Annotated in this window: 21 protein-coding genes and 1 other RNA gene; 6 read left to right on the top strand and 16 right to left on the bottom strand. The window is 62.2% G+C overall.

Annotated features, from left to right (window positions below; translation table 11 throughout):
* Window positions 1-2: 2 nt before the first annotated feature.
* The 9 genes from mraY to rsmI all read right to left on the bottom strand — a co-directional run bounded on the left by mraY (window position 3) and on the right by rsmI (window position 8,954).
* Window positions 3-1,085: a phospho-N-acetylmuramoyl-pentapeptide-transferase gene (gene mraY / locus OGL93_RS01065; RefSeq protein ID WP_263260464.1), complete on the bottom strand. Its 1,083-nt coding sequence runs from the start codon at window positions 1,083-1,085 to the stop codon at window positions 3-5.
* Window positions 1,085-2,452 (bottom strand): UDP-N-acetylmuramoyl-tripeptide--D-alanyl-D-alanine ligase, encoded by a 1,368-nt coding sequence (murF, locus tag OGL93_RS01060; RefSeq protein ID WP_263260463.1) that lies wholly within the window; start codon window positions 2,450-2,452, stop codon window positions 1,085-1,087. Before murF ends, mraY begins: the two co-directional genes overlap by 1 nt.
* On the bottom strand, window positions 2,445-3,908 hold the full coding sequence (locus OGL93_RS01055) for a UDP-N-acetylmuramoyl-L-alanyl-D-glutamate--2,6-diaminopimelate ligase (RefSeq protein ID WP_263260461.1): 1,464 nt from the start codon (window positions 3,906-3,908) through the stop codon (window positions 2,445-2,447). The genes murF and OGL93_RS01055 overlap by 8 nt, the downstream gene beginning before the upstream one ends.
* Entirely contained in the window at window positions 3,908-5,656 is a 1,749-nt protein-coding gene (locus OGL93_RS01050) for a penicillin-binding protein 2 (RefSeq protein ID WP_263261086.1), read from the bottom strand. Before OGL93_RS01050 ends, OGL93_RS01055 begins: the two co-directional genes overlap by 1 nt.
* On the bottom strand, window positions 5,656-5,949 hold the full coding sequence (gene ftsL / locus OGL93_RS01045; RefSeq protein ID WP_263260459.1) for a cell division protein FtsL: 294 nt from the start codon (window positions 5,947-5,949) through the stop codon (window positions 5,656-5,658). The genes OGL93_RS01050 and ftsL overlap by 1 nt, the downstream gene beginning before the upstream one ends.
* Window positions 5,946-6,893, bottom strand: coding sequence for a 16S rRNA (cytosine(1402)-N(4))-methyltransferase RsmH (rsmH, locus tag OGL93_RS01040; RefSeq protein ID WP_263260458.1), 948 nt, complete (start codon window positions 6,891-6,893; stop codon window positions 5,946-5,948). The genes ftsL and rsmH overlap by 4 nt, the downstream gene beginning before the upstream one ends.
* Window positions 6,890-7,345, bottom strand: coding sequence for a division/cell wall cluster transcriptional repressor MraZ (gene mraZ / locus OGL93_RS01035; RefSeq protein WP_263260457.1), 456 nt, complete (start codon window positions 7,343-7,345; stop codon window positions 6,890-6,892). The genes rsmH and mraZ overlap by 4 nt, the downstream gene beginning before the upstream one ends.
* 326 nt (window positions 7,346-7,671) lie before the next feature.
* Window positions 7,672-8,029, bottom strand: an RNA gene (rnpB, locus tag OGL93_RS01030) — RNase P RNA component class A.
* Window positions 8,030-8,087: 58 nt separating this feature from the next.
* Window positions 8,088-8,954, bottom strand: coding sequence for a 16S rRNA (cytidine(1402)-2'-O)-methyltransferase (rsmI, locus tag OGL93_RS01025; protein ID WP_263260456.1), 867 nt, complete (start codon window positions 8,952-8,954; stop codon window positions 8,088-8,090).
* Between the two features lie 150 nt (window positions 8,955-9,104).
* Here rsmI and OGL93_RS01020 point away from each other — a divergent pair, with 150 nt between their 5' ends.
* From OGL93_RS01020 to OGL93_RS01005, 4 genes are all read left to right on the top strand, one after another.
* Entirely contained in the window at window positions 9,105-10,880 is a 1,776-nt protein-coding gene (locus OGL93_RS01020; protein WP_263260455.1) for a penicillin-binding protein activator, read from the top strand.
* Window positions 10,877-11,251, top strand: coding sequence for a YraN family protein (locus tag OGL93_RS01015; RefSeq protein WP_263260453.1), 375 nt, complete (start codon window positions 10,877-10,879; stop codon window positions 11,249-11,251). The genes OGL93_RS01020 and OGL93_RS01015 overlap by 4 nt, the downstream gene beginning before the upstream one ends.
* A 78-nt stretch (window positions 11,252-11,329) precedes the next feature.
* A complete protein-coding gene (locus OGL93_RS01010) occupies window positions 11,330-11,923 on the top strand; it encodes a phosphoheptose isomerase (protein WP_263260451.1) in 594 nt (197 codons plus the stop codon).
* Entirely contained in the window at window positions 11,920-12,498 is a 579-nt protein-coding gene (locus tag OGL93_RS01005) for a BON domain-containing protein (protein ID WP_263260450.1), read from the top strand. Before OGL93_RS01010 ends, OGL93_RS01005 begins: the two co-directional genes overlap by 4 nt.
* A gap of 49 nt (window positions 12,499-12,547) precedes the next feature.
* Here the strand turns inward: OGL93_RS01005 and OGL93_RS01000 are convergent, their stop codons facing one another.
* The 4 genes from OGL93_RS01000 to rplM all read right to left on the bottom strand — a co-directional run bounded on the left by OGL93_RS01000 (window position 12,548) and on the right by rplM (window position 14,700).
* Window positions 12,548-12,976, bottom strand: a complete 429-nt coding sequence (locus OGL93_RS01000) for a ClpXP protease specificity-enhancing factor (RefSeq protein ID WP_263260448.1) — start codon at window positions 12,974-12,976, stop codon at window positions 12,548-12,550.
* 18 nt (window positions 12,977-12,994) lie between these two features.
* A complete protein-coding gene (locus OGL93_RS00995; protein WP_263260447.1) occupies window positions 12,995-13,612 on the bottom strand; it encodes a glutathione S-transferase N-terminal domain-containing protein in 618 nt (205 codons plus the stop codon).
* A gap of 252 nt (window positions 13,613-13,864) precedes the next feature.
* Window positions 13,865-14,257: a 30S ribosomal protein S9 gene (gene rpsI / locus OGL93_RS00990; RefSeq protein WP_263260446.1), complete on the bottom strand. Its 393-nt coding sequence runs from the start codon at window positions 14,255-14,257 to the stop codon at window positions 13,865-13,867.
* 14 nt (window positions 14,258-14,271) lie between these two features.
* A complete protein-coding gene (gene rplM, locus OGL93_RS00985; protein ID WP_263260444.1) occupies window positions 14,272-14,700 on the bottom strand; it encodes a 50S ribosomal protein L13 in 429 nt (142 codons plus the stop codon).
* A 324-nt stretch (window positions 14,701-15,024) separates the two neighbouring features.
* Between rplM and OGL93_RS00980 the strand changes: the two genes are divergently transcribed.
* Entirely contained in the window at window positions 15,025-16,044 is a 1,020-nt protein-coding gene (locus tag OGL93_RS00980) for a GlxA family transcriptional regulator (RefSeq protein ID WP_263260443.1), read from the top strand.
* A 12-nt stretch (window positions 16,045-16,056) separates the two neighbouring features.
* On the opposite strand, the gene zapE is transcribed toward OGL93_RS00980, so the two are convergent.
* From zapE to OGL93_RS00965, 3 genes are all read right to left on the bottom strand, one after another.
* Window positions 16,057-17,151 (bottom strand): cell division protein ZapE, encoded by a 1,095-nt coding sequence (gene zapE, locus OGL93_RS00975; RefSeq protein ID WP_263260441.1) that lies wholly within the window; start codon window positions 17,149-17,151, stop codon window positions 16,057-16,059.
* 85 nt (window positions 17,152-17,236) lie between these two features.
* Window positions 17,237-18,580 (bottom strand): tryptophan--tRNA ligase, encoded by a 1,344-nt coding sequence (locus OGL93_RS00970; protein WP_263260439.1) that lies wholly within the window; start codon window positions 18,578-18,580, stop codon window positions 17,237-17,239.
* Between the two features lie 24 nt (window positions 18,581-18,604).
* Complete coding sequence (locus tag OGL93_RS00965; protein ID WP_263260438.1) at window positions 18,605-19,240, bottom strand: alpha/beta fold hydrolase; 636 nt, start codon at window positions 19,238-19,240, stop codon at window positions 18,605-18,607.
* A gap of 167 nt (window positions 19,241-19,407) precedes the next feature.
* Here OGL93_RS00965 and OGL93_RS00960 point away from each other — a divergent pair, with 167 nt between their 5' ends.
* Window positions 19,408-19,845: a DUF1043 family protein gene (locus OGL93_RS00960; protein WP_263260436.1), complete on the top strand. Its 438-nt coding sequence runs from the start codon at window positions 19,408-19,410 to the stop codon at window positions 19,843-19,845.
* Window positions 19,846-19,886: the final 41 nt, after the last annotated feature.

Here is a 19,886-nt window from a genome sequence, read left to right as displayed (position 1 = left end):
GCTTACCTCAATTTCAACGTGGCAAGGCCTATCAGCACCAGGATCACCGTAATGATCCAGAAGCGGACGATCACCCGAGGTTCGGGCCAGCCTTTGAGTTCGAAATGGTGATGGATCGGTGCCATGCGGAATACTCGCCGGCCGGTCAGCTTGAAGGAAGCGACCTGGATCACCACCGAGAGCGTTTCCATCACGAACACACCGCCCATGATGAACAGCACGATTTCCTGACGGACGATCACGGCGATGGTGCCGAGGGCGGCGCCCAGCGCCAGTGCGCCGACGTCGCCCATGAAAACCTGGGCGGGGTAGGTGTTGAACCACAAGAACCCCAGCCCTGCCCCGATCAGCGCGCCGCAGAACACGATCAGCTCGCCCGCGCCCGGTACATAAGGAATGAGCAGGTAGTCGGCGAACTTCACGTTACCCGACAGGTAGCAGAAGATGCCCAGCGCGCCGCCCACCATCACCGTTGGCATGATCGCCAGACCGTCGAGGCCGTCGGTAAGGTTCACCGCGTTGCTGGAGCCGACGATCACCAGGTAGGCCAGGATCATGAAGCCGGCGCCCAACGCGATGCTGGCGTCCTTGAACATGGGAATGATCAGCGTGGTTTCGACCGGAGTGTTGGCGGTGGTGTAAAGGAACACCGCAGCGCAGATCCCGAACACCGACTGCCAGAAGTACTTCCAGCGGCTAGGAAGGCCGCGGGAGTTCTTTTCGATCACCTTGCGGTAGTCATCGACCCAGCCGATGCCGCCGAACAAGAAAGTAACGACGAGCACCACCCAGACATAACGGTTGGTCAGGTCGGCCCACAGCAGCGTGCTGATACCGATGGCGGACAGGATAAGTGCGCCACCCATGGTAGGCGTACCCGACTTGGACAAGTGCGATTGCGGCCCATCGTTGCGCACGGCCTGGCCGATTTGGCGAATTTGCAACGTGCGGATCATCCAGGGCCCGAGCCACAGCGCAAGCACCAGCGCGGTCAGTACACCCAGAATCCCGCGAAGGGTCAGGTACTGGAAGACCGCGAAGCCCTTGTAGAACTGTTGCAGGAATTCGGCCAACAGCAAAAGCATTAATGTTTCTCCCCGCGGGTTTCGCACAAGGCCGCTACGACGTGTTCCATCGCAGCGCTGCGCGAGCCTTTGATCAAAATGGTTGTGTCGGCGACCTGTTCCACGGCCAAGGCCTGGATCAGATCAGCCTGAGTATCGAAATGGCGGGCGTTGTCACCGAACGCCTGAACGGCGTTGGCCATGAGTGGGCCGACCGCATACAGCGCGTCGACCTTGCCCTGGGCATAGGCACCCACCTGGCGGTGGCCCTCGATAGCCCAGTCACCCAGTTCGCCGATATCTCCGAGCACCAGGACGGTGCGGCCGGAAAAGCCGGCGAGTATATCAACCGCCGCGGCTACCGAGGAGGGGTTAGCGTTATAGGTGTCGTCGATTACCCGGGTACCGGTGGCGGTAACCTGAGCGACGGTGCGCCCCTTCACGGGCTGCACGCTGTTGAGGCCGCGGGCGATTTCCGGCAACGTCGCGCCCATGGCACGGGCCGCGGCGGCGGCGGCCAGGGCGTTGAGTACATTGTGCTGGCCCAGCAGGTTGAGCTGGATGCTCTCCACGCCGTCGTTGCAGCGCAGCTCGAACCCTGGGCAACCGCGGGCATCGGAGATCACGGGGCCAGCATGGAAGCTGGCATCGGGGTTAGCCAAAGAGAAGGTCAGGACGCTGCGGCCCCCTGCCCTGGCTTTCCATATCGGGTAAGCCACATCGTCGAGGTTAAGCACCGCCACGCCGGTATCGTCGAGCCCTTCGAGGATCTCCCCCTTGGCCTCGACGATTTTTTCCGGGCCACCGAATTCGCCCACGTGGGCGGTGCCGGCGTTATTGATCAGCGCCACCTGAGGGCGGGTCAGGCCGACCGTATAGGCGATTTCCCCTATGCGCGAAGCGCCCAGTTCGATCACCGCGGCCCAGTGTTCCGTGCCCAGTTCGAGCAGGGTCAGTGGCGCGCCAAGGTCGTTGTTGAGATTACCGCGGGTGGCCAAGGCCGGGCCCCGCACGCGCAAGATGGCTGCGAGCATTTCCTTGACCGTGGTCTTGCCGCTCGAGCCGGTGATGGCCGCGACCGGCCCGGCAAACGCGGCGCGGTTCAGGGCGCCCAGTTGGCCCAGTGCCACTCGGCAGTCGGCCACCAGCAGTTGCGGCAGGTCCACATCGGCAACTTCCCGCTCGACCAACGCGGCAACCGCGCCTTTGGCGGCGACGTCAGCCAGGTAGTCATGGCCATCGAAGCGCGGGCCGGCCAGTGCGATAAACAGTTGACCGGGGGTAATGGCGCGGCTGTCGATGCTTACGCCGTCAACGCTGCAATCGTCGCCGATCAAGCGCCCATTCAAGGGCAGTGCCAGCCGGCTGAGAACCATGGGCTCAAGCATGGTTGGCCTCCCAAGTCGCCAAGGCCGCTTCGGCGTGTTCGATATCGGAGAATGGATGGCGCTCGCCGAGGATTTCCTGGTAATCCTCATGGCCCTTGCCAGCCAGCACCACTACGTCCCCAGGGCCGGCCTCAGCGATGGCAGCGTCGATGGCCAAGCCGCGCCCGGGCAGGAAGCGCGCGCGGTCCGGTTGGGTAAAGCCTGGGCGGATATCGTCGAAGATGGCATCCGATGACTCACTACGCGGGTTGTCGTCGGTCACGATGACCTTGTCCGCCAAGTCTTCGGCCATACGCGCCATCAGCGGCCGCTTGCCGCGGTCGCGGTCACCGCCGCAGCCGAACACGCACACCAGGCTGCCGCTGGCATGAGGCCGCAGCGCCCCGAGCACTTTTTCCAGCGCGTCGGGCGTATGCGCGTAATCGACCACCACCAGCGGGCGGTTCCCACCCCCAAGGCGTTGCACGCGACCCTGCGGGCCTTGCAGCTTCGGTACCACCGCGAGGATTTCATCGAGCGGGTAGTCCAGCGCCACCAGCGCGCCGACGGCGGCCAGCAAGTTGCTGAGGTTGAACCGGCCAAGCAGGTTACTGCGCAAGTTGAACGTGCCTTGCGCGGTAACCAGGGTAGCGCTTACGCCGTGGTCGTCGAAGCGCGCCTCGCGGCAATAGAGCGCGGCGGTGGCGTCTTCCAGGCTGTAGCCGATCACCCGCGAAATTCCCGGGCGACCAGCCAGCTCACGGCCGAAGGCGTCATCCAGGTTGATCACCCGGGCACGCAGGGTCGGCCAGGCGAACAAGCGGGCCTTAGCCTCGGCATAGGCCTGCATGCTGCCGTGATAGTCGAGGTGGTCGCGGGACAGGTTGGTAAATACCCCTATGGAAAAGTCGAGCGCGGCGACCCGGCCCTGCTCCAGCGCGTGGGAAGAAACTTCCATGGCCACGGCGCGGGCACCGGCCTTGCGCAGATCCGCCAGGGTGGCCTGCACCACGACCGCATCTGGAGTGGTCAGCCGGCCGCTCTTCAGCTCACCATGGAAGCCGCTTCCCAGGGTACCGATCAACCCGCAGCGCAAGCCCAGGTGATCCAGCGCCTGGGCGATCAGTTGGGTCACGCTGGTTTTACCATTGGTGCCGGTAACGCCCACCAGGCGAAGGTGGCGGCCCGGCTCGGAATAGAAGCGCCCGGCGATGGCCGAGAGCTGCCCGGCCAGGCCACGCACCGGGATCAACGGCACGTCGGTCAGCGGCAGCACGGTTGCACCATCCGCCTCATAGGCCACGGCGGCGGCACCGCGGGCCAGGGCATCGGCGATATGCTGGCGGCCATCGACGCGGGTGCCCGGCACGGCCAGGAACAAATCGCCTGGGCGCACATCACGGCTATCCAAGGCGAGCTCGCGAATCAATGGATCGCGCCCCGCATCGGGGAACAGGTAAGTCAGAGGCATGCTCATCAGCCTTGCCGTCCTTTGCCGGAGGCCGGTGCCGCTACGGGAGCAGCGTCGGCCTGCTGTTGCGGGGTGCTGGCGAGGTTATCTGGCGGCACGTTCATCAGCCGCAAGGTGCCAGACATCACTTTGCTGAACACCGGCGCGGAGATCAGCCCTCCGAAGTACGCGCCGGTGCCGGGTTCGTCGACCACTACCACGACCGCGTAGCGGGGGTTGCTCACCGGCCCGAAGCCAGCGAACAGGGAACGGTAGGCGTTCTCGGTATACCCACGCGAGCCAATGGTCGCCTTACGCGCGGTACCGCTCTTGCCGGCCACGTGATAACCCGGCACCTGGGCACGGAACACGCCGCGCGGCGCTTCAATCACCTGCTGCAGCATGCCCTGGATGGTCGAGGCAACGTTTTCAGGAATCACCTGGTTGCCTTCAGGCTCGTTGTCCACCTTGAGGATGGACAGCGGCACCAGCTTGCCGTGGTTGGCGAGCGTCGCGTAGGCGTGCACCAGCTGCAACGCGGTCACTGACAGGCCGTAGCCATACGACAACGTGGCGGTTTCGGCCTTGTGCCATTCGCGGTGGTTGGGCAGGTTGCCCACACGTTCCCCGGGGAAGCCCAGGCCCGAGTATTGGCCCAGGCCCACGGACGACATCACCCGGTAGATGTTTTCGCCCCCGACGTCGAAGGCCACCTTGCTCATGCCCACGTTACTGGAGTTGATCAGGATGCCGGTGAGGTCCAGCACCGGGCCTTCGGTCTTGGAAACGTCCTTGATGGTGTAACGGCCGATCTGCAGCGAACCTGGGTACACGTCGACCTTATCCGTCGGCTTCCAGCGGCCGGTTTCCAGCGCCGCGCTCATGGACAGCGGCTTCATGGTCGAACCCGGCTCGAACACGTCGATGATCGCCCGGTTGCGCATGGTTGCCGGAACCATCGTGCGGCGATTGTTGGGGTTGTAGGTCGGCATGTTGACCATGGCGAGTACTTCGCCGGTTTTCACGTCCATGATCACCAGGCTGCCCGCCTTGGCCTGGTTGTCGGTGATCGCCTTGCGCAGCTCCCGGGTGGCCAGGTATTGCAGGCGCAGGTCGATGGACAGCGTCAGGGTCTTCCCGGCCTTGGCGTTCTTGGTCACTTGCACGTCACGGATCAACCGCCCGCGCCGGTCCTTGATCACCTGGCGGCGCCCAGCCACGCCGGCGAGCCACTCGTCATAAGCAAGCTCTACGCCCTCACGGCCGTGATCGTCCAGGTCGGTAAAGCCGACCATGTGGGCGGTCACGTCACCCGCGGGATAAAAGCGGCGGAACTCTTCCAGGCCGTATACACCTGGAATTTTAAGGTCCAGCACAGCCTGGCCCTGTTCAGGCGTCAGGCCGCGCACCAGGTACAGGAATTCCTTGGTGGCGTTGGCCTCGAGGCGCTCGCTCAACTGGGCAGGATCCTGGCTCAAGGCGCGTGCCAGATCGGCCCAGCGGTCCTTGGCCAGCTGCAATTCCTTGGGGTTGGCCCACAGCGTGCTGACGGGGGTACTGACCGCCAACGGCTCGCCGTTACGATCTGTAATAAGCCCCCGATGGGCGGGGATAGGAATATGCCGCATGCTGCGCGCATCGCCCTGCCCCTTGAGGAAGTCCCGATCAACCACTTGCAGATCAATGATCCGCCAACTGATGGCGGCCACCATCGCGCCGAGCAGGCCCAGCACCAGGCGGAAACGCCAGGGGTAAAGTGCACCCTCGAGCTTCATCATGGCGCCACCATGCGAACGTCGGCGGCGTCGGGCACATGCATTTTCAGCTGGTCGGTAGCCAGGGTTTCGATGCGGCTATGAGCGGTCCAAGTACTTTGCTCAAGGATCAACCGGCCCCACTCGGCCTGCGCCTTGTCACGCTCGTTCAGTTCGGTGAACAACGCGTTGAGCAACGTGCGGTTGAGGTGAGCGCTATAGGCGACGGCAATGGCCGAAACCAGCACGGCCACGAACATCAGCAGCATCAGGAAGCTGCCGGTCGGCAGGGGCTTGGAGAACAGCTTGCTCACCGCAACTTCTCCGCCACGCGCATTACCGCGCTGCGTGAACGCGGGTTGGTCTTCAACTCCGCCTCGGAAGCGAAACGCGCTTTGCCCAATGTGCGCAGCACCGGCTCGAAGCGCTGCACCTGCACTGGCAAATTGCGTGGCAGTTTGTCTGCCTCGCCTTTTTCCAGGCGGCGCATGAACAGTTTGACGATGCGATCTTCCAGGGAGTGGAAACTGATCACCGCCAGCCGGCCACCCACTTCGAGAATATCGAAGGCAGCCTGCAGCCCGGCTTCTAGGTCAGCCAGTTCGTTGTTCACGTGAATCCGCAAGCCCTGGAATGCTCGGGTTGCGGGGTGTTTGTTCTTTTCCCAGGCGGGGTTGGCATCCTTGAGCACTTGGGCCAGGTCGCCGGTACGCTCGAACGGCTGCACCTGCCGGCGCTCGACGACCGCCCGCGCCATGCGGCGGGCGAAACGCTCCTCTCCGTACTCCTTGAATACCCGGGCGATCTCTTCTTCGGGCGCCTCGGCGATGAATTGCGCCGCACTGACGCCACAAGAGGGGTCCATGCGCATGTCCAGCGGGCCGTCGTTCAGAAAACTGAAGCCACGCGCCGGATCATCCAATTGCGGGGAGGAAACGCCCAGGTCAAGCAGGACGCCACTGACCTTGCCAGAAAGGCCCATTCGCTCGGCCTCGGCGGCCATTTCGGCGAAGCTGCGCTGCACAATGACAAAGCGGCCGTCTTCGGCCGCCAGCGCTTGTCCCGTGGCAATCGCTTGTGGGTCTTTGTCGAAGCCGAGCAAGCGGCCCTCGCTGCCCAGTTGCCCAAGCAGCAGGCGGCTGTGGCCACCCCGGCCAAAAGTGCCGTCTATATAGCAGCCGTCCGCGCGCACGGCCAAGGCCTCGATCGCCTCGTCCAACAACACGGTGATGTGGTTAAAGCTGCTGTCAGTCGTCACAGGATCAGGTCACGCAGTTCGTCGGGCATGGCGCCCGGTTGTTGAATAGCTTCGAGGTCCGCCGCTGAAACCGCATTCCAGGTGTCCTCGTCCCACAGTTGAAACTTGTTCAGTTGGCCGACCAGCATCGCTCGCTTGTCCAGCCTTGCGTATTCCCGTAAACGCGGCGGCACCAGAAAACGGCCGCTGGAGTCGAGCTCCAGGTCCACCGCATTGCCGATCAACAGCCGCTGCAGGCGCTTGACCTCTTCTCGCAACGAAGGCAGCGCCTTGAGTTTGGTTTCGATGATTTCCCACTCGTCGAGTGGATAGACGTTGAGGCAACGGTCGACAGTGTCGATGGTGATGATCAACTGGCCGGAGCTACGCGAATTCAGCTCGTCACGGTACCGGCTCGGCATAGCGAGACGGCCCTTGGCGTCGAGACTGATGGCATTGGCTCCGCGAAACACTGTTGAGCTTCCCCGAAAATAGATCCTGTCGCGCTATTGTTCCTTCTGCGCCTGAATTTCCCACTTCGTGCCACTTTGCTCCACTCGCGCACACTATAGGAATCCCCCCCACGCACCGTCAAGGCGCGCCGTCAGGGAATTCCTTTACATATCGGTGATTTACAACACAGATGGGAGGGAATTACGGAAAAAGCGGGTCGAAATGCCTGGGAATACCCTTCCAGGGCAGGGGATTGCGTCAAATAGTTAAAGTAAATTGTGAGGATTAAGAATTTTTCGGTATTACCAGGAGGGAGTTTGCAAACGAAACGGGGAGAAAGAGAAAGGTGGAGAGTCGGTCTGTAAGCCGGGTTCTGTCGAGGACAGTCATTCCTCTACGGTGGTCATCACTGAACACCTTTAGCAACCTACCCGGTTCCAGCGCGGGCCACGCCTATGGAACCCTATTTGGTCTTGCTCCGAGTGGGGTTTACCTTGACCACGGACTGTTGCCAGCCGCGCGGTGCGCTCTTACCGCACCTTTTCACCCTTACCGGCGCCGAAGCGCTTAGGCGGTTATTTTCTGTGGCACTTTCCGTAGGCTCGCGCCTCCCAGGCGTTACCTGGCACTCTGCCCTATGGAGCCCGGACTTTCCTCCCCCGCGCATGCAGGCATGCAACGGCAGCGACTGTCCAACCGACTCTCCGGCGGCAAGGTTACCGGTCGGCGCTGCCCGACACAAGCAATCCATAGCAGCCGGGCTTACCCTTGGCGCTCGAGCGCTACCTGATAAAGGAGGTTCTTGCGCACCCCGGTGATCTGGGCCGCCAATGCCGCGGCCTTCTTCAAGGGCATTTCCGCTAGCAGCAGGTCCAGCACCCGCAGCGCTTCTGCGCTAACGGCGTCCTCGCCCACAGGCGCGACCCAACCGCCCACCAGCACCACGCACTCGCCACGCTGCTGGTTCGGATCGGCTTCGATAAATGCCCGAAGCTCTGCCAGCGGCATGCCCTTCAGCGTTTCGAACGTCTTGGTCAATTCCCTTGCCAGCACCGCTGGGCGCTCGGCACCGAAGGCCACCTCCATGGCCTGCACAGACTCGAGGATACGATGCGGGGCCTCGTAGAAGATCAACGTGCGCGGCTCTTCACTCAGTGCAGCGAGGCGGCTGGCCCGTGCCGCAGCCTTGGCCGGGAGAAACCCTTCGAAGATAAAGCGATCCGATGGCAGCCCCGCCGCCGACAACGCTGCGATGACAGCGCAGGCCCCTGGTACCGGTACCACGCGGATGTCGGCCGCGCGCGCCTGACGAACCAAATGGTAGCCGGGATCGGAGATCAATGGCGTTCCAGCGTCGGAGATCAGCGCAACGTCCTCGCCAGCTCGCAAGCGGCCTAGAAAGCGGCCTCCGTCCTCGCGCTCGTTGTGCTCGTGGCAAGCAGCCAAAGGCGTTTGAATACCAAAATGTTGCAACAGCCGCAGTGAATGCCGGGTGTCCTCCGCGGCGATGAGCGCGACCTGTTTAAGCACTTGCAGAGCGCGCGGGGTCATGTCATCGAGATTACCAATGGGAGTGGCCACCACATAAAGTGTGCCGAAAGTTGAATCAGTCGCGCCTGAGAGGGTCACAGCACACACCTTGGAAACGCCGGAAAGCAGCCATTGTAGCGGCCTCGGGCGCCTTTGCCGAATCGCTTGCGGGCGCTTGGCCAGGCGTCGCACCGGTGAGAACGCTTGGGTACAATTGCCCATTCAACGATTCGTATCAGGAAGATGTACATGACCGGTTGCCTGCGTCCGCTAATCGCCTTAATCATGGCCGCCCTACTGGCGGCCTGCGCCAGCCAGTCTGCCTCGACCCTGGGCGAACTGCCGCGCACGGCCAACGCCAGCGTCGACCAACTGCTGCAGCAGGCGGCTGCCAGCCAATCCCCCGAAGAGGCTGCCCTACTGCGCCTCGGCGCCGCCGACAAGGCCCTGCAAGAGCACCAGGACGCACGCGCCACGCAGATCTTCGGCGACATTGACCTCTCTCGACTCAGGCCCGCCCAGCAAGTGTTCGCAAGCACACTGCTGGCCGAACTCGCGTTGAACCGCAACGACCCCAAGGCGGCATTGACTGCCCTTGGCCACCCTAGCCTGGAGCATCTAGGCGAGCTGCCGATGGATCAGCAGATCCGCACCCAGACCGTGCGCGCCCGGGCACTCGAAGCCGATGGCCAGACCCTCGCCGCAGCCCGCGAGCGGATTCTCCTGGCCCCCATGCTGCAGGGCGAAGCAAGCAAGGCCAACCATGAACAGATCTGGGCCCTTATCTCCAGCCTCCCAGCCAATCAAGTACAGCCCGCGGGCAATGATGACCTCGCCGGCTGGCTGAGCCTGGCGCAAGTGGTCAAGACCCCCAGCACCCTTGAACAGCAGAAAGCGGCAATCGAGGCCTGGCGCGGCCAGCACGCTACCCACCCGGCGGCGCGCGAATTGCCCGCACCGCTGCAACAGCTGATGGCCATTACCAACCAGCCGGTGGAGCATATCGCGCTGCTGCTGCCCCAGCAGGGTCCACTGGCCGGTGTAGCGCGAGCACTGCGCGATGGGTTCATGGCGGCTTACTATCAAGCCTCCCAAACCGGCCAGGCGACACCCAGCATCGAGGTGTACGACAGCTCACGGGTAACCTCCATGGATGACTTCTACCGCCAGGCCCAAGCCGCCGGCATCCAACTGGTGGTTGGCCCGCTGGAAAAGAACCTGGTCAAGCAGCTGAGCAGCCGCCCGCAACTGCCGATCACCACGCTCGCCCTCAACTACAGCGACAGTACTCAACCGGGCCCCGCGCAGCTGTTCCAGTTTGGCCTGGCCGCCGAGGACGAAGCGCATGAAGTCGCCCGCCGCGCTCGCGCCGACGGCTTGCATCGCGCCGCGGCCATCGTGCCCAAGGGCGAGTTCGGGGATCGTGTTCTGGCGGCCTTCCGGCAGGACTGGCAAGCCGGCGGCGGCACCGTGGTGGCGGCGGTGCAGATCGACCAACCCGTGGCGCTGGCCCAACAGATCGCCGACCTGATGCAAGTTCGTCAGACCGGTACTGGTGGCCAGGCCACACGCCGCCAAGATGTGGATTTCATCTACCTCACTGCGACCCCGCAGCAGGCCCAGCAGGTCAAGCCGACCCTCAACTACCAATACGCCGGCGAAGTGCCGGTCTACGCCACCTCCCACGTGTACAGCGCCAGCGGCGATCAGGCGCAGTATGCCGACCTCAATGGCGTGCGCTTCTGCGAAACCCCATGGCTGCTGGACGCCGACAATGCGCTGCGCCAGCAGGTAGCCAAGCAATGGCCGCAGGCCAATGGAAGCCTGGGCCGCCTCTACGCCATGGGCGCCGATGCCTACACCCTTGCCCCGCAGTTGGGGCAACTCAAGGCGCTGCCTGACAATCGCGTTGAAGGGCTGTCCGGCAGCCTGAGCCTCAACAGCGCGCAGCGCATCGAGCGCCAATTGCCCTGGGCACAGTTCAATAACGGCAAGGTCGAGCGCTTACCGGCCGGCGCTCAGTGAATGACGAAGCAGTGCCGGGCCAACGCGGCCGGCAAGCCGAGGCTTGGGCCGAGCGACACCTGCGTGACCATGGCCTGCAACTGCTTGCCCGCAATTGGCGCTGCCGCGAAGGCGAACTGGATCTGGTCATGCTAGATGGCGATACAGTAGTATTCGCCGAAGTTCGCTATCGGCTGCACCGCCAGTGGGGCGGCGCACTAGGCAGCATCGATAGCCGCAAGCAGGCACGCGTTATCGGCGCCGCCGAAAGGTATCTGCTCGACGAGCCCATGTGGGCCAGCTACCCGTGCCGCTTCGACATCATCGCCATAGAAGGCAGCGATCCACACTCGCCCGGCCTTACATGGCTCAAGGATGCGTTCACGAGCTGAACGGCGTGCCGCCGGCCGATTCATTCAGACGTTCAGCGCCGCCCCCGCTACACGGGCCCAGGTTTCTTAAGGTACAGGATGGACATGCAATCCCGGATTCGCCGGCTTTTCCAGGCCAGCATCGACACCAAGCAAGAAGCGATGGAGGTTCTTGCCCCGCACATTGAACAGGCTAGCCAGGTGATGGTCCATGCCATGCTCAGCGAGGGTAAGGTGCTGGCTTGCGGCAATGGCGGTTCCGCCGGCGACGCCCAGCACTTTTCTTCGGAGATGCTCAACCGCTTCGAGCGTGAGCGCCCAGGCCTGCCAGCCATCGCCCTGACCACCGATAGCTCCACGCTGACCTCGATCGCCAACGATTACAGCTACAACGAAATCTTCTCCAAGCAGATCCGCGCCCTCGGCCAGGCCGGAGACGTGTTGCTGGCGATCTCTACCAGTGGGAATTCGGCCAACGTGATCCAGGCTATCCAGGCGGCGCATGACCGGGACATGACCGTGGTCGCGCTGACCGGCCGCGACGGTGGCGGCATGGCCTCGCTGTTGCTGCCCGAAGACGTTGAAATACGCGTACCGTCGCAAGTGACGGCACGCATCCAGGAAGTCCACCTATTGGCGATCCACTGCCTCTGCGATTTGATCGACAGCCAATTGTTCGGGAGTGAAGAATGAGCCCCACCCGTATCGGCCTTGCGGCCCTGACGTTCTGCCTTGCCCTCTCCGGTTGCAGCTCCGTGCTGACGGCGACCCGCGACAAGCCCATCGACGACGATCGCGGCACCCGCACCCTGGGCAGCAAGATCGATGACTCGCTCATCGAGACCAAGGTGGCGGTCAACGTTGCCAAGGCCAGCCCAGATTTGGACCAGGGTTCGCATATCGTAGTCACCAGCTATAACGGCGTGGTGCTGCTAGCCGGGCAGACCCCACGCGCCGACCTCAAGGCCATGGCCGAACAAGCCGCAAGCTCGGTACAGCGGGTGAAGAAAGTCGAGAACGAGCTGCAGGTGATCCAGCCGTCTTCTCTGCTGGCGCGAAGCAACGACGCGGTGCTGACTACCAAGATCAAGACCCAGATGTTCGCTGACAACACCATTCCCGGCTCGCGGATCAAGGTCGTGACCGAGAACGGCATCGTCTATTTGCTTGGCCTGGTGACACAGCAGGAAGCCACTCGCGCCACCAACCTGGTGCAGAGCGTGTCTGGGGTGCAGAAGATCGTGAAACTGTTCGAGTACATCGACTGATTTCAGCTTTCACCCGCGCGAAAAAAAGGCGACCCGAAGGTCGCCTTTTTCATTTCACCACTTTCAGGCTTGGCCGGCCGCTGGGTCGCGGCGGCTGGTCACTCGGTGGTGGCTGGTCGTCATCGAGCGCGTGCATATAAGGCACGTCGATATCGTCCTCCAATGCCGGCACTTCAGGGTCAAACACCATCCCCTGGCCGTTTTCCCGGGCATAGATACCCATGATGGCTCCCACAGGGACGTACAAGGTATGCGCCACGCCAGAGAAGCGCCCCTCGAAGCTCACCGCTTCGTTGTCCATGTGCAGGTGCCGAACCGCACTGGGCGAAACGTTGAGAACGATCTGCCCATCGGTAGCGAACCCTTGTGGGACCTGCACTGCGCGGTACTCGGCATTGACCAAAATATGCGGCGTGCAATCGTTATCCACAATCCACTCATACAGCGCGCGGACCAGATAGGGACGACTGGAATTCATCTACGGCTCCTCTAAAAACTAACGCATCTCGCGTTCAGCGGCCGACAGGCTGGCCTGGAAAGCTTCACGGGCAAATTGCCGCTCCATATAGTCCAGCAGGGGCTTGGCCGCACGCGGCAGTTCAACTCCCATCACCGGCAGGCGCCACAGTATGGGCAATAGACAGCAATCAACAAGGCTTTGCTCATCGCTCATGAAACAAGACATTTCGGCGAACAGCGGCGAAACGCCGGTGAGGCTTTCGCGAAGGTGCTTGCGCGCCTCGGCCCGGTTCGCTTCCTTGCTGCGCGGATCCAACAGCAAATCTACATGACCACACCAATCACGCTCAATACGATGGATAAGCAAGCGGGCATTCGCGCGAGCCACCGGATAAGCCGGCAGCAGCGGTGGATGGGGGTAGCGCTCGTCGAGGTACTCCATCACCACCGTGGACTCGTACAGCGCCAGATCGCGATCGACCAGGGTAGGTAGGGAGCCGTAAGGGTTAACTTCCATCAGCGCGGCGGGCTGGCGGCCGGGGGCGATGTCTATGATCTGCACGGTAACGGCTTTCTCAGCAAGCACGATGCGCACGCGATGGGAATAGTGGTCGGCAGGATCGGAGTAGCAGGCCAACCTGTTGGTTACGCCCATGGCGATCTCCTCGCTGGAAGCGGATAAACGAACGCGCCCCGGTGCGTCCCGTTTCGCACAAGGCATGACAAGCCCATGCTGGCGAATGGAGACGCCCGTAAGCGCGCAATAACTGCGAATCTTACAACAAAATTGCAACGCGCGGGGGCGGCCGGGGAGTTGTAGGAGCTCGCGAACCGACGCGCCTCAGTGGGCAAAATAAAAAAGCCCGATTCTTTCGAACCGGGCTTTTCGTAACGCAAGTGCAGCGAATTAACGCTTGGAGTACTGCGGACGCTTACGCGCTTTACGCAGACCCACTTTCTTACGTTCAACTTCACGGGCGTCGCGAGTTACGAAGCCGGCACGACGCAGGTCGCCGCGCAGGGTTTCGTCGTAGACCATCAGGGCACGAGTAATGCCGTGACGGATAGCGCCAGCTTGGCCGCTTACGCCACCGCCGGAAACGGTCACGAACACGTCGAATTTCTCGACGGTGCCGGTCAGTTCCAGAGGCTGACGAACAACCATGCGTGCGGTTTCACGACCGAAGAACGTGTCCAGCGCGCGGTTGTTGATGGAGATGTTACCGGTACCCGGACGCAGGAAAACGCGAGCGGTTGCGGTCTTGCGACGGCCAGTGCCGTAATTTTGAGTCGCCGACATAGTGAACTATTCCGTTAAATCTTCAGTTCTTGGGGCTGCTGAGCAGTATGAGGGTGTACAGCGCCCGCATAGACTTTCAGCTTACGGTACATGTCGCGACCCAGCGGGTTCTTCGGCAGCATGCCTTTGACCGCGGTCTCGATCACGCGCTCAGGTGCCTTGTCGATCAGCTTGTCGAAAGTGATCGATTTGATACCGCCCGGGAAACCGGAGTGGGAGTAGTACACCTTGTCCGTGGACTTGGCGCCGGTTACACGAACCTGCTCAGCGTTGATGACGACGATGTAGTCACCGGTGTCAACGTGCGGAGTGTATTCAGGCTTGTGCTTGCCACGCAGACGGCTCGCGATTTCAGTAGCCAGACGACCCAGGGTCTGGCCAGCGGCGTCGACGACAAACCAGTCGCGCTTTACTGTTTCCGGTTTAGCAGTAAAAGTTTTCATTCTTTATAGCCTCAGGGGCCGCCCAGCAAAAATAGACGGCGGAGCTTACTGAATAGTGCTTGCTTTGACAAGGTCAAAGGCAGCCGCATCCAGACGCTTTTGGGGGCTCGGGTCATCGCGTCGGGGTTCGGCAAAGGGTCCGTTCGGGGAGGGGCATCACTTCCTCCGCGTGCAGAGCAGGCGAATTATCCGGATTACTGGGGAAAATTCAAGTAGCTTTTTGCCCAGCTGTGAAGGTACGGGAGGGGCAGCTGGACAGCGCTGGCTAAAAACAAGACGATAGTGCCAACGGTTGACCGCTATCCCCTACAAGAATAAAGACTCATGACCCAGCTCCGCCCCAGCCCACTCCGCCGTGTAGCCATTCTGGCGACCAACCAGGTATTCGCTTCCACCCTGATGCAGGCCAAGGATTTCTTCCACTTGGCAAGCTTGCGTTACGGCCGCGAGCTTGGCCTCGGCTTGGTTGCCGCTTATGAAACCCGCTTGGTCAGCCCAGGTGGTGAGCCAGTGACGACGTTCAGCGGCACCGAGATGGCCGTGGACAGCGCGCTGGAAGATGCCGATGTGATTGTATTGCCGGCGTTCTGGGACGATTTCGATCAGGCTTTTGCTAACGCACCGCAGGTGGTGCCTTGGCTGCGGGCCCAGCATCAGCGCGGCGCCGTGCTCTGCGGCGAGGCGAGCGGTGTGTTCTGGATGGCCCAGGCGGGGCTGCTCGACGGCAAAGAGGCGACCACGTACTGGCGCTTCTTCGACGACTTCAGCGCGCGTTTCGGCAACGTTCGGCTCAATCGCGACAAGCACCTGACCGATGCCGACAATCTGTATTGCGCGGCGGGGCTTACTTCTGCCTGTGACTTGTACATCTATATGATCGAGCGTTTCTGCGGGCTGCGGGTAGCGCAGGGCGTGGCACGGGACATTCTCTATGAAGTACGTCGCAGCTATGCCCCAGGACGCATGGGCTTTGGCGGGCAGAAGTTGCATCAGGACCCGCTTGTATTGCAAGTGCAGCATTGGCTCGAAGCGCATTTCGCGGAAAAATTTCGCTTCGAAGACCTCGCCCGCGAGCACGGCATGAGCATCCGCAACTTTATGCGCAGGTTCCAGGCTGCCACGGGCGACAAGCCCCTGCATTATCTGCAGCGGCTACGGATAGAGACGGCCAAGGGGTTGCTGTCGGGCAGCGGCAAAAGCGTCAAGACCATCAGCTACGAAGTAGGCTATGACGACGCCAGCTTCTTCGCCAGGCTGTTCCGCCAGCACACCGGGGCCTCGCCCAACCAGTACCGGCTACGCTACCAGGCGGGCACACCATCGGCGACCTCGGTGCCCGCCTGAACCCGCGACCTGTCAGGGTTTGTGAGGGCGGGAGAGGAATTCGTGGGATTGCATTTCCAACAGGCGGCTGAGCGTACGCTGGAACTCGAAGTTCAGCCGACCTCCCGAATAGAGGTCCTTGAGTTCGACTTCGGCCGAGATGATCAGCTTTACGTTACGGTCGTAGAACTCATCCACCATGTTGATGAAACGCCGGGCGATATCATCGGTGGCCACGCCCATCTGCTCTACCCCGCTGAGCAGCACGGCATGGAAGATCTTACCTAGCTCGATATAGTCGTTCTGGCTGCGCGGACCATCGCACAGGGCGCGGAAGTCGAACCAGGCGACGTCGTCGCAGGTACGCAGGGCCCGAATCTCGCGGTTCTCGATGATCAACACATCGTTTTCCACGGCCTGAGTGCAGTCCGGGGTGAGCGCACGGAAGCTGTCGCGCAGGCTCTTTTCCGCCGCGTCGTTCAACGGGAAGTGGAACAGCTCCGCTTGCTCCAGGTGACGCAGGCGGTAGTCGACGCCGCTGTCCACGTTCACCACCTCGGTGTTCTGCTTGATCAGCGCGATCGCCGGGAGGAAGCGCGCGCGCTGCAAGCCATCCTTGTACAGGCCATCTGGGACGATGTTGGACGTCGCGACCAGGGTCACGCCATGCTTGAACAGCTCCTCCATCAGGGTGCCAAGGATCATCGCGTCAGTGATGTCGGACACGAAGAACTCATCGAAACAGATCACCCGGGTTTCATCGGCAAAGCGTTTGGCGATCAATGTCAGCGGGTTCTTCTCGCCCTTGAGGTTTTTCATTTCCTCATGCACACGCTTCATGAAGCGGTGGAAGTGCGTGCGGGTCTTTTCCTTGAAAGGCAAGGCTTCGAAGAACGTATCCACCAGGTAGGTCTTGCCGCGCCCTACCCCACCCCAGAAATACAACCCTTTGACAGGAGGGGCTTCTTTCTTGCCGAACAGCTTGCCCAGCAGCCCCGGCTTGGCATTGGACGCCGCGATCAGGTCGTCGTAAAGACGCTGCAGATGGCGAACCGCTGTTTCCTGCGCCGCATCGTGGAAAAAATCAGGACGTTTAAGGTCAGCTTGGTATCGTTCAAGAGGCGTCATAAGTCGTCTACGGGGCTGTAAAACCGGGCCGCCACTTTAACGGCGGCCCTTCGGGTTGGCAATCAAGGGCGCGGTGGACGGTCTTTCAGCTCGACTGCGGGCGCAGGGCCTGGCGCACGGCGTCGATCGCTGCGTCGCGGCTGGCGGTATCGGCAAAAGCCGGGCTGTCTGCCACGCAAGCACCATCGAGCCAAAGGCCGAAGCGGTCGGCCTCGGCTTGCAGCTCTGCCTCACCGTCTTGCAAGCGCTTGCTCGCCGCCCCGGCGCTTTTGCCGTCAGTGAAGGTCCGCGACAGCAACAGCTGTTCGCCGTCCGCGCTGAGCAGGCGGAAGCGGAAGCCGTCGCCTTCACGGAAGCTGACGAAGCGCGCCGCCTTGCTCGCCTTTTTGCGGGCTTCTCCTGCACCGCTGACCTGCGCCCGGAACGAGCGCAGCCCTACCGCCTCGCGCAGCTGCTCCAGGAACGGGGTGGCGACCTTGCGCGCCTTGGCAGCGCCAGCCAAGAGGATGTCTTCCAGGTCCGCCGGGCGCTCGATCAATTGGTGATAGCGCTCCCGCGCCTCGCCCAACTCGCTGTCGAGCAAGGCGAACAAGCGCTGCTTAGCCTCGCCCCAGCCGAGGCCCGCAAGCAGTTGGCCGCGGAACTCCTCGTTTTGCGCCGGAGTTGCGAAGGCGCTGTACAAGGTGAACAGGTGGCTGTTGTCCGGGTCCTTCGGCTCGCCTGGCGCGCGGGAGTCGGTGACGATCCGGGCGATGGCGTCCTTAAGCTGCTTGGGGCTGCTGAACAATGGAATGGTGTTGTCATAACTCTTGGACATCTTGCGGCCATCCAGGCCAGGCAGGGTCGCCACGCTCTCTTCGATGACCGCCTCGGGCAGCACGAACAAATCTTTGCCATGACCAAACAGATGGTTGAAACGCTGGCCGATGTCCCGGGCCATTTCCACGTGCTGGATCTGATCGCGACCCACCGGCACCTTATGGGCGTTGAACATGAGGATGTCCGCGGCCATGAGCACGGGGTAGCTGTACAGCCCCATGGTCACGCCGGCGTCCGGGTCTTCGCCGGCTTCAACGTTCTTGTCCACCGATGCCTTGTAGGCATGGGCACGGTTGAGCAGGCCCTTGGCGGCCACGCAAGTCAACAGCCAGGTCAGTTCGGGGATTTCAGGAATATCGGACTGCCGATAGAAGGTAGCCCTGGATACGTCCAGGCCGCCCGCGAGCCAGGTGGCGGCGATCTCCAACCGCGAGCGCTGGATGCGCAGCGGGTCGTCGCACTTGATCAGGGCGTGGTAGTCGGCCAGAAAATAATACGAGTCCATGCCGCTCTGGCGGCTGGCTTCAATGGCGGGACGGATGGCACCGGCGTAGTTGCCCAGGTGGGGCGTGCCGGTAGTGGTGATACCTGTGAGAATCCGGGTGGTCATGGGCGATCGCTTATCAGGCTGCAGTCAAGGGGCAAGGCGCGGCGAAACCAGGTCTTTGAGGTCCGTGAGTTTGCCATGAAAGAAGTGCCCGCATTCTGCCACTTTCAGTAGCTCATGGGGCTGCGCGAGCCCACTGGACCATTCGAACACCGCTTCAGGGTCTACGACTTCGTCGGTTTCAGGCTGAATCACGGTGATCGGGCAGCGCTCGGGCAAGGGCTCTTCGTTCCGCAGGCGCATGACCGCTGGCGCGCACATGAACAAATGACGCAACACCGCGCCCTGGCGCTCTAGCCGGCCTGCGAGGGTGGCGGCAACGAAACCGCCGAACGAAAAACCCAGCAGGGTCAATGGCAAGCCCTGATGACGGAGACGCAGCCAGTTAGCCGCGGCATTGGCATCGTCGACTTCGCCGAGCCCCATGTCATGGCTGCCGGCGCTGCTGCCGGTGCCCCGGTAATTGAAGCGCAAGGTGATATAACCGGCGTCCCGGGCAGTGCGCTGCAAGGTCGACATCACCTTGTTGAGCATGGTCCCGCCTTGCACGGGGTTTGGATGGCACAGCAGCGCCAAGCCCCGTGGCTCGGGCACTTCGAGGTAGAGGGCTTCGAGCTGGCCCACCGGGCCGTCGAGCATCAAAGGGTTTTCGCGGATCAGCAAGGGTATGAACTCCGTGACCCTGGCTAGGGTCGACTCGTCTATCGGGTTGTACCCGCGGGGCCCGGTGCAGGGCGCTCCGCGCAGCTGCGCTTTTCAGGCGCGTCGCGGTATACAGCGCGGGTGCGAGCCGTTAACGTAATGCAAAGCCGTTTATAGAGGAAGGACTCGTGGAACACTCGCTCTTGGTTTGGTTGCTGCCCACCCTGGCCCTCGTGGTGGGTGTCGTCGCCGGCTTCCTCATTGCTCGCCTTATGCCCAACGCCGTACCGGGCGGTACTCAACGTCAGTTGGACGATCTGCAGAAGAAATTCGATAACTACCAGCACGAGGTCGTAACCCACTTCAACAGCACCGCCATCCTGGTGAAAAAGCTGACCCAGAGTTACCAGGAAGTGCAGGAGCACTTGGCCGAGGGCGCCAACCATCTGGCCCTGGACGAGTTGACGCGCCAACGCCTGCTTGCCGCGCTGCACCCAGATGCCAGCCAGCCCCCGCGCGATCGCCTGACTCCTCCGCGGGACCAAGAGGTTCCCAAGGACTACGCGCCGAAGAGCCCCGATGGTCCAGGCATGCTGGATGAGCAATATGGGTTGAAACGTAAGTGAGGCAAAGGGCTGGCTACCAATGCCCAGCCCTCTGTTGCCGC

Source organism: Pseudomonas sp. RIT-PI-S (assembly GCF_025642975.1).
In the GTDB taxonomy this organism is placed as follows: domain Bacteria; phylum Pseudomonadota; class Gammaproteobacteria; order Pseudomonadales; family Pseudomonadaceae; genus Aquipseudomonas.
The sequence above is the reverse complement of the archived record's forward strand: the minus strand, read 5'-3'. Positions and strand labels throughout refer to the sequence as shown.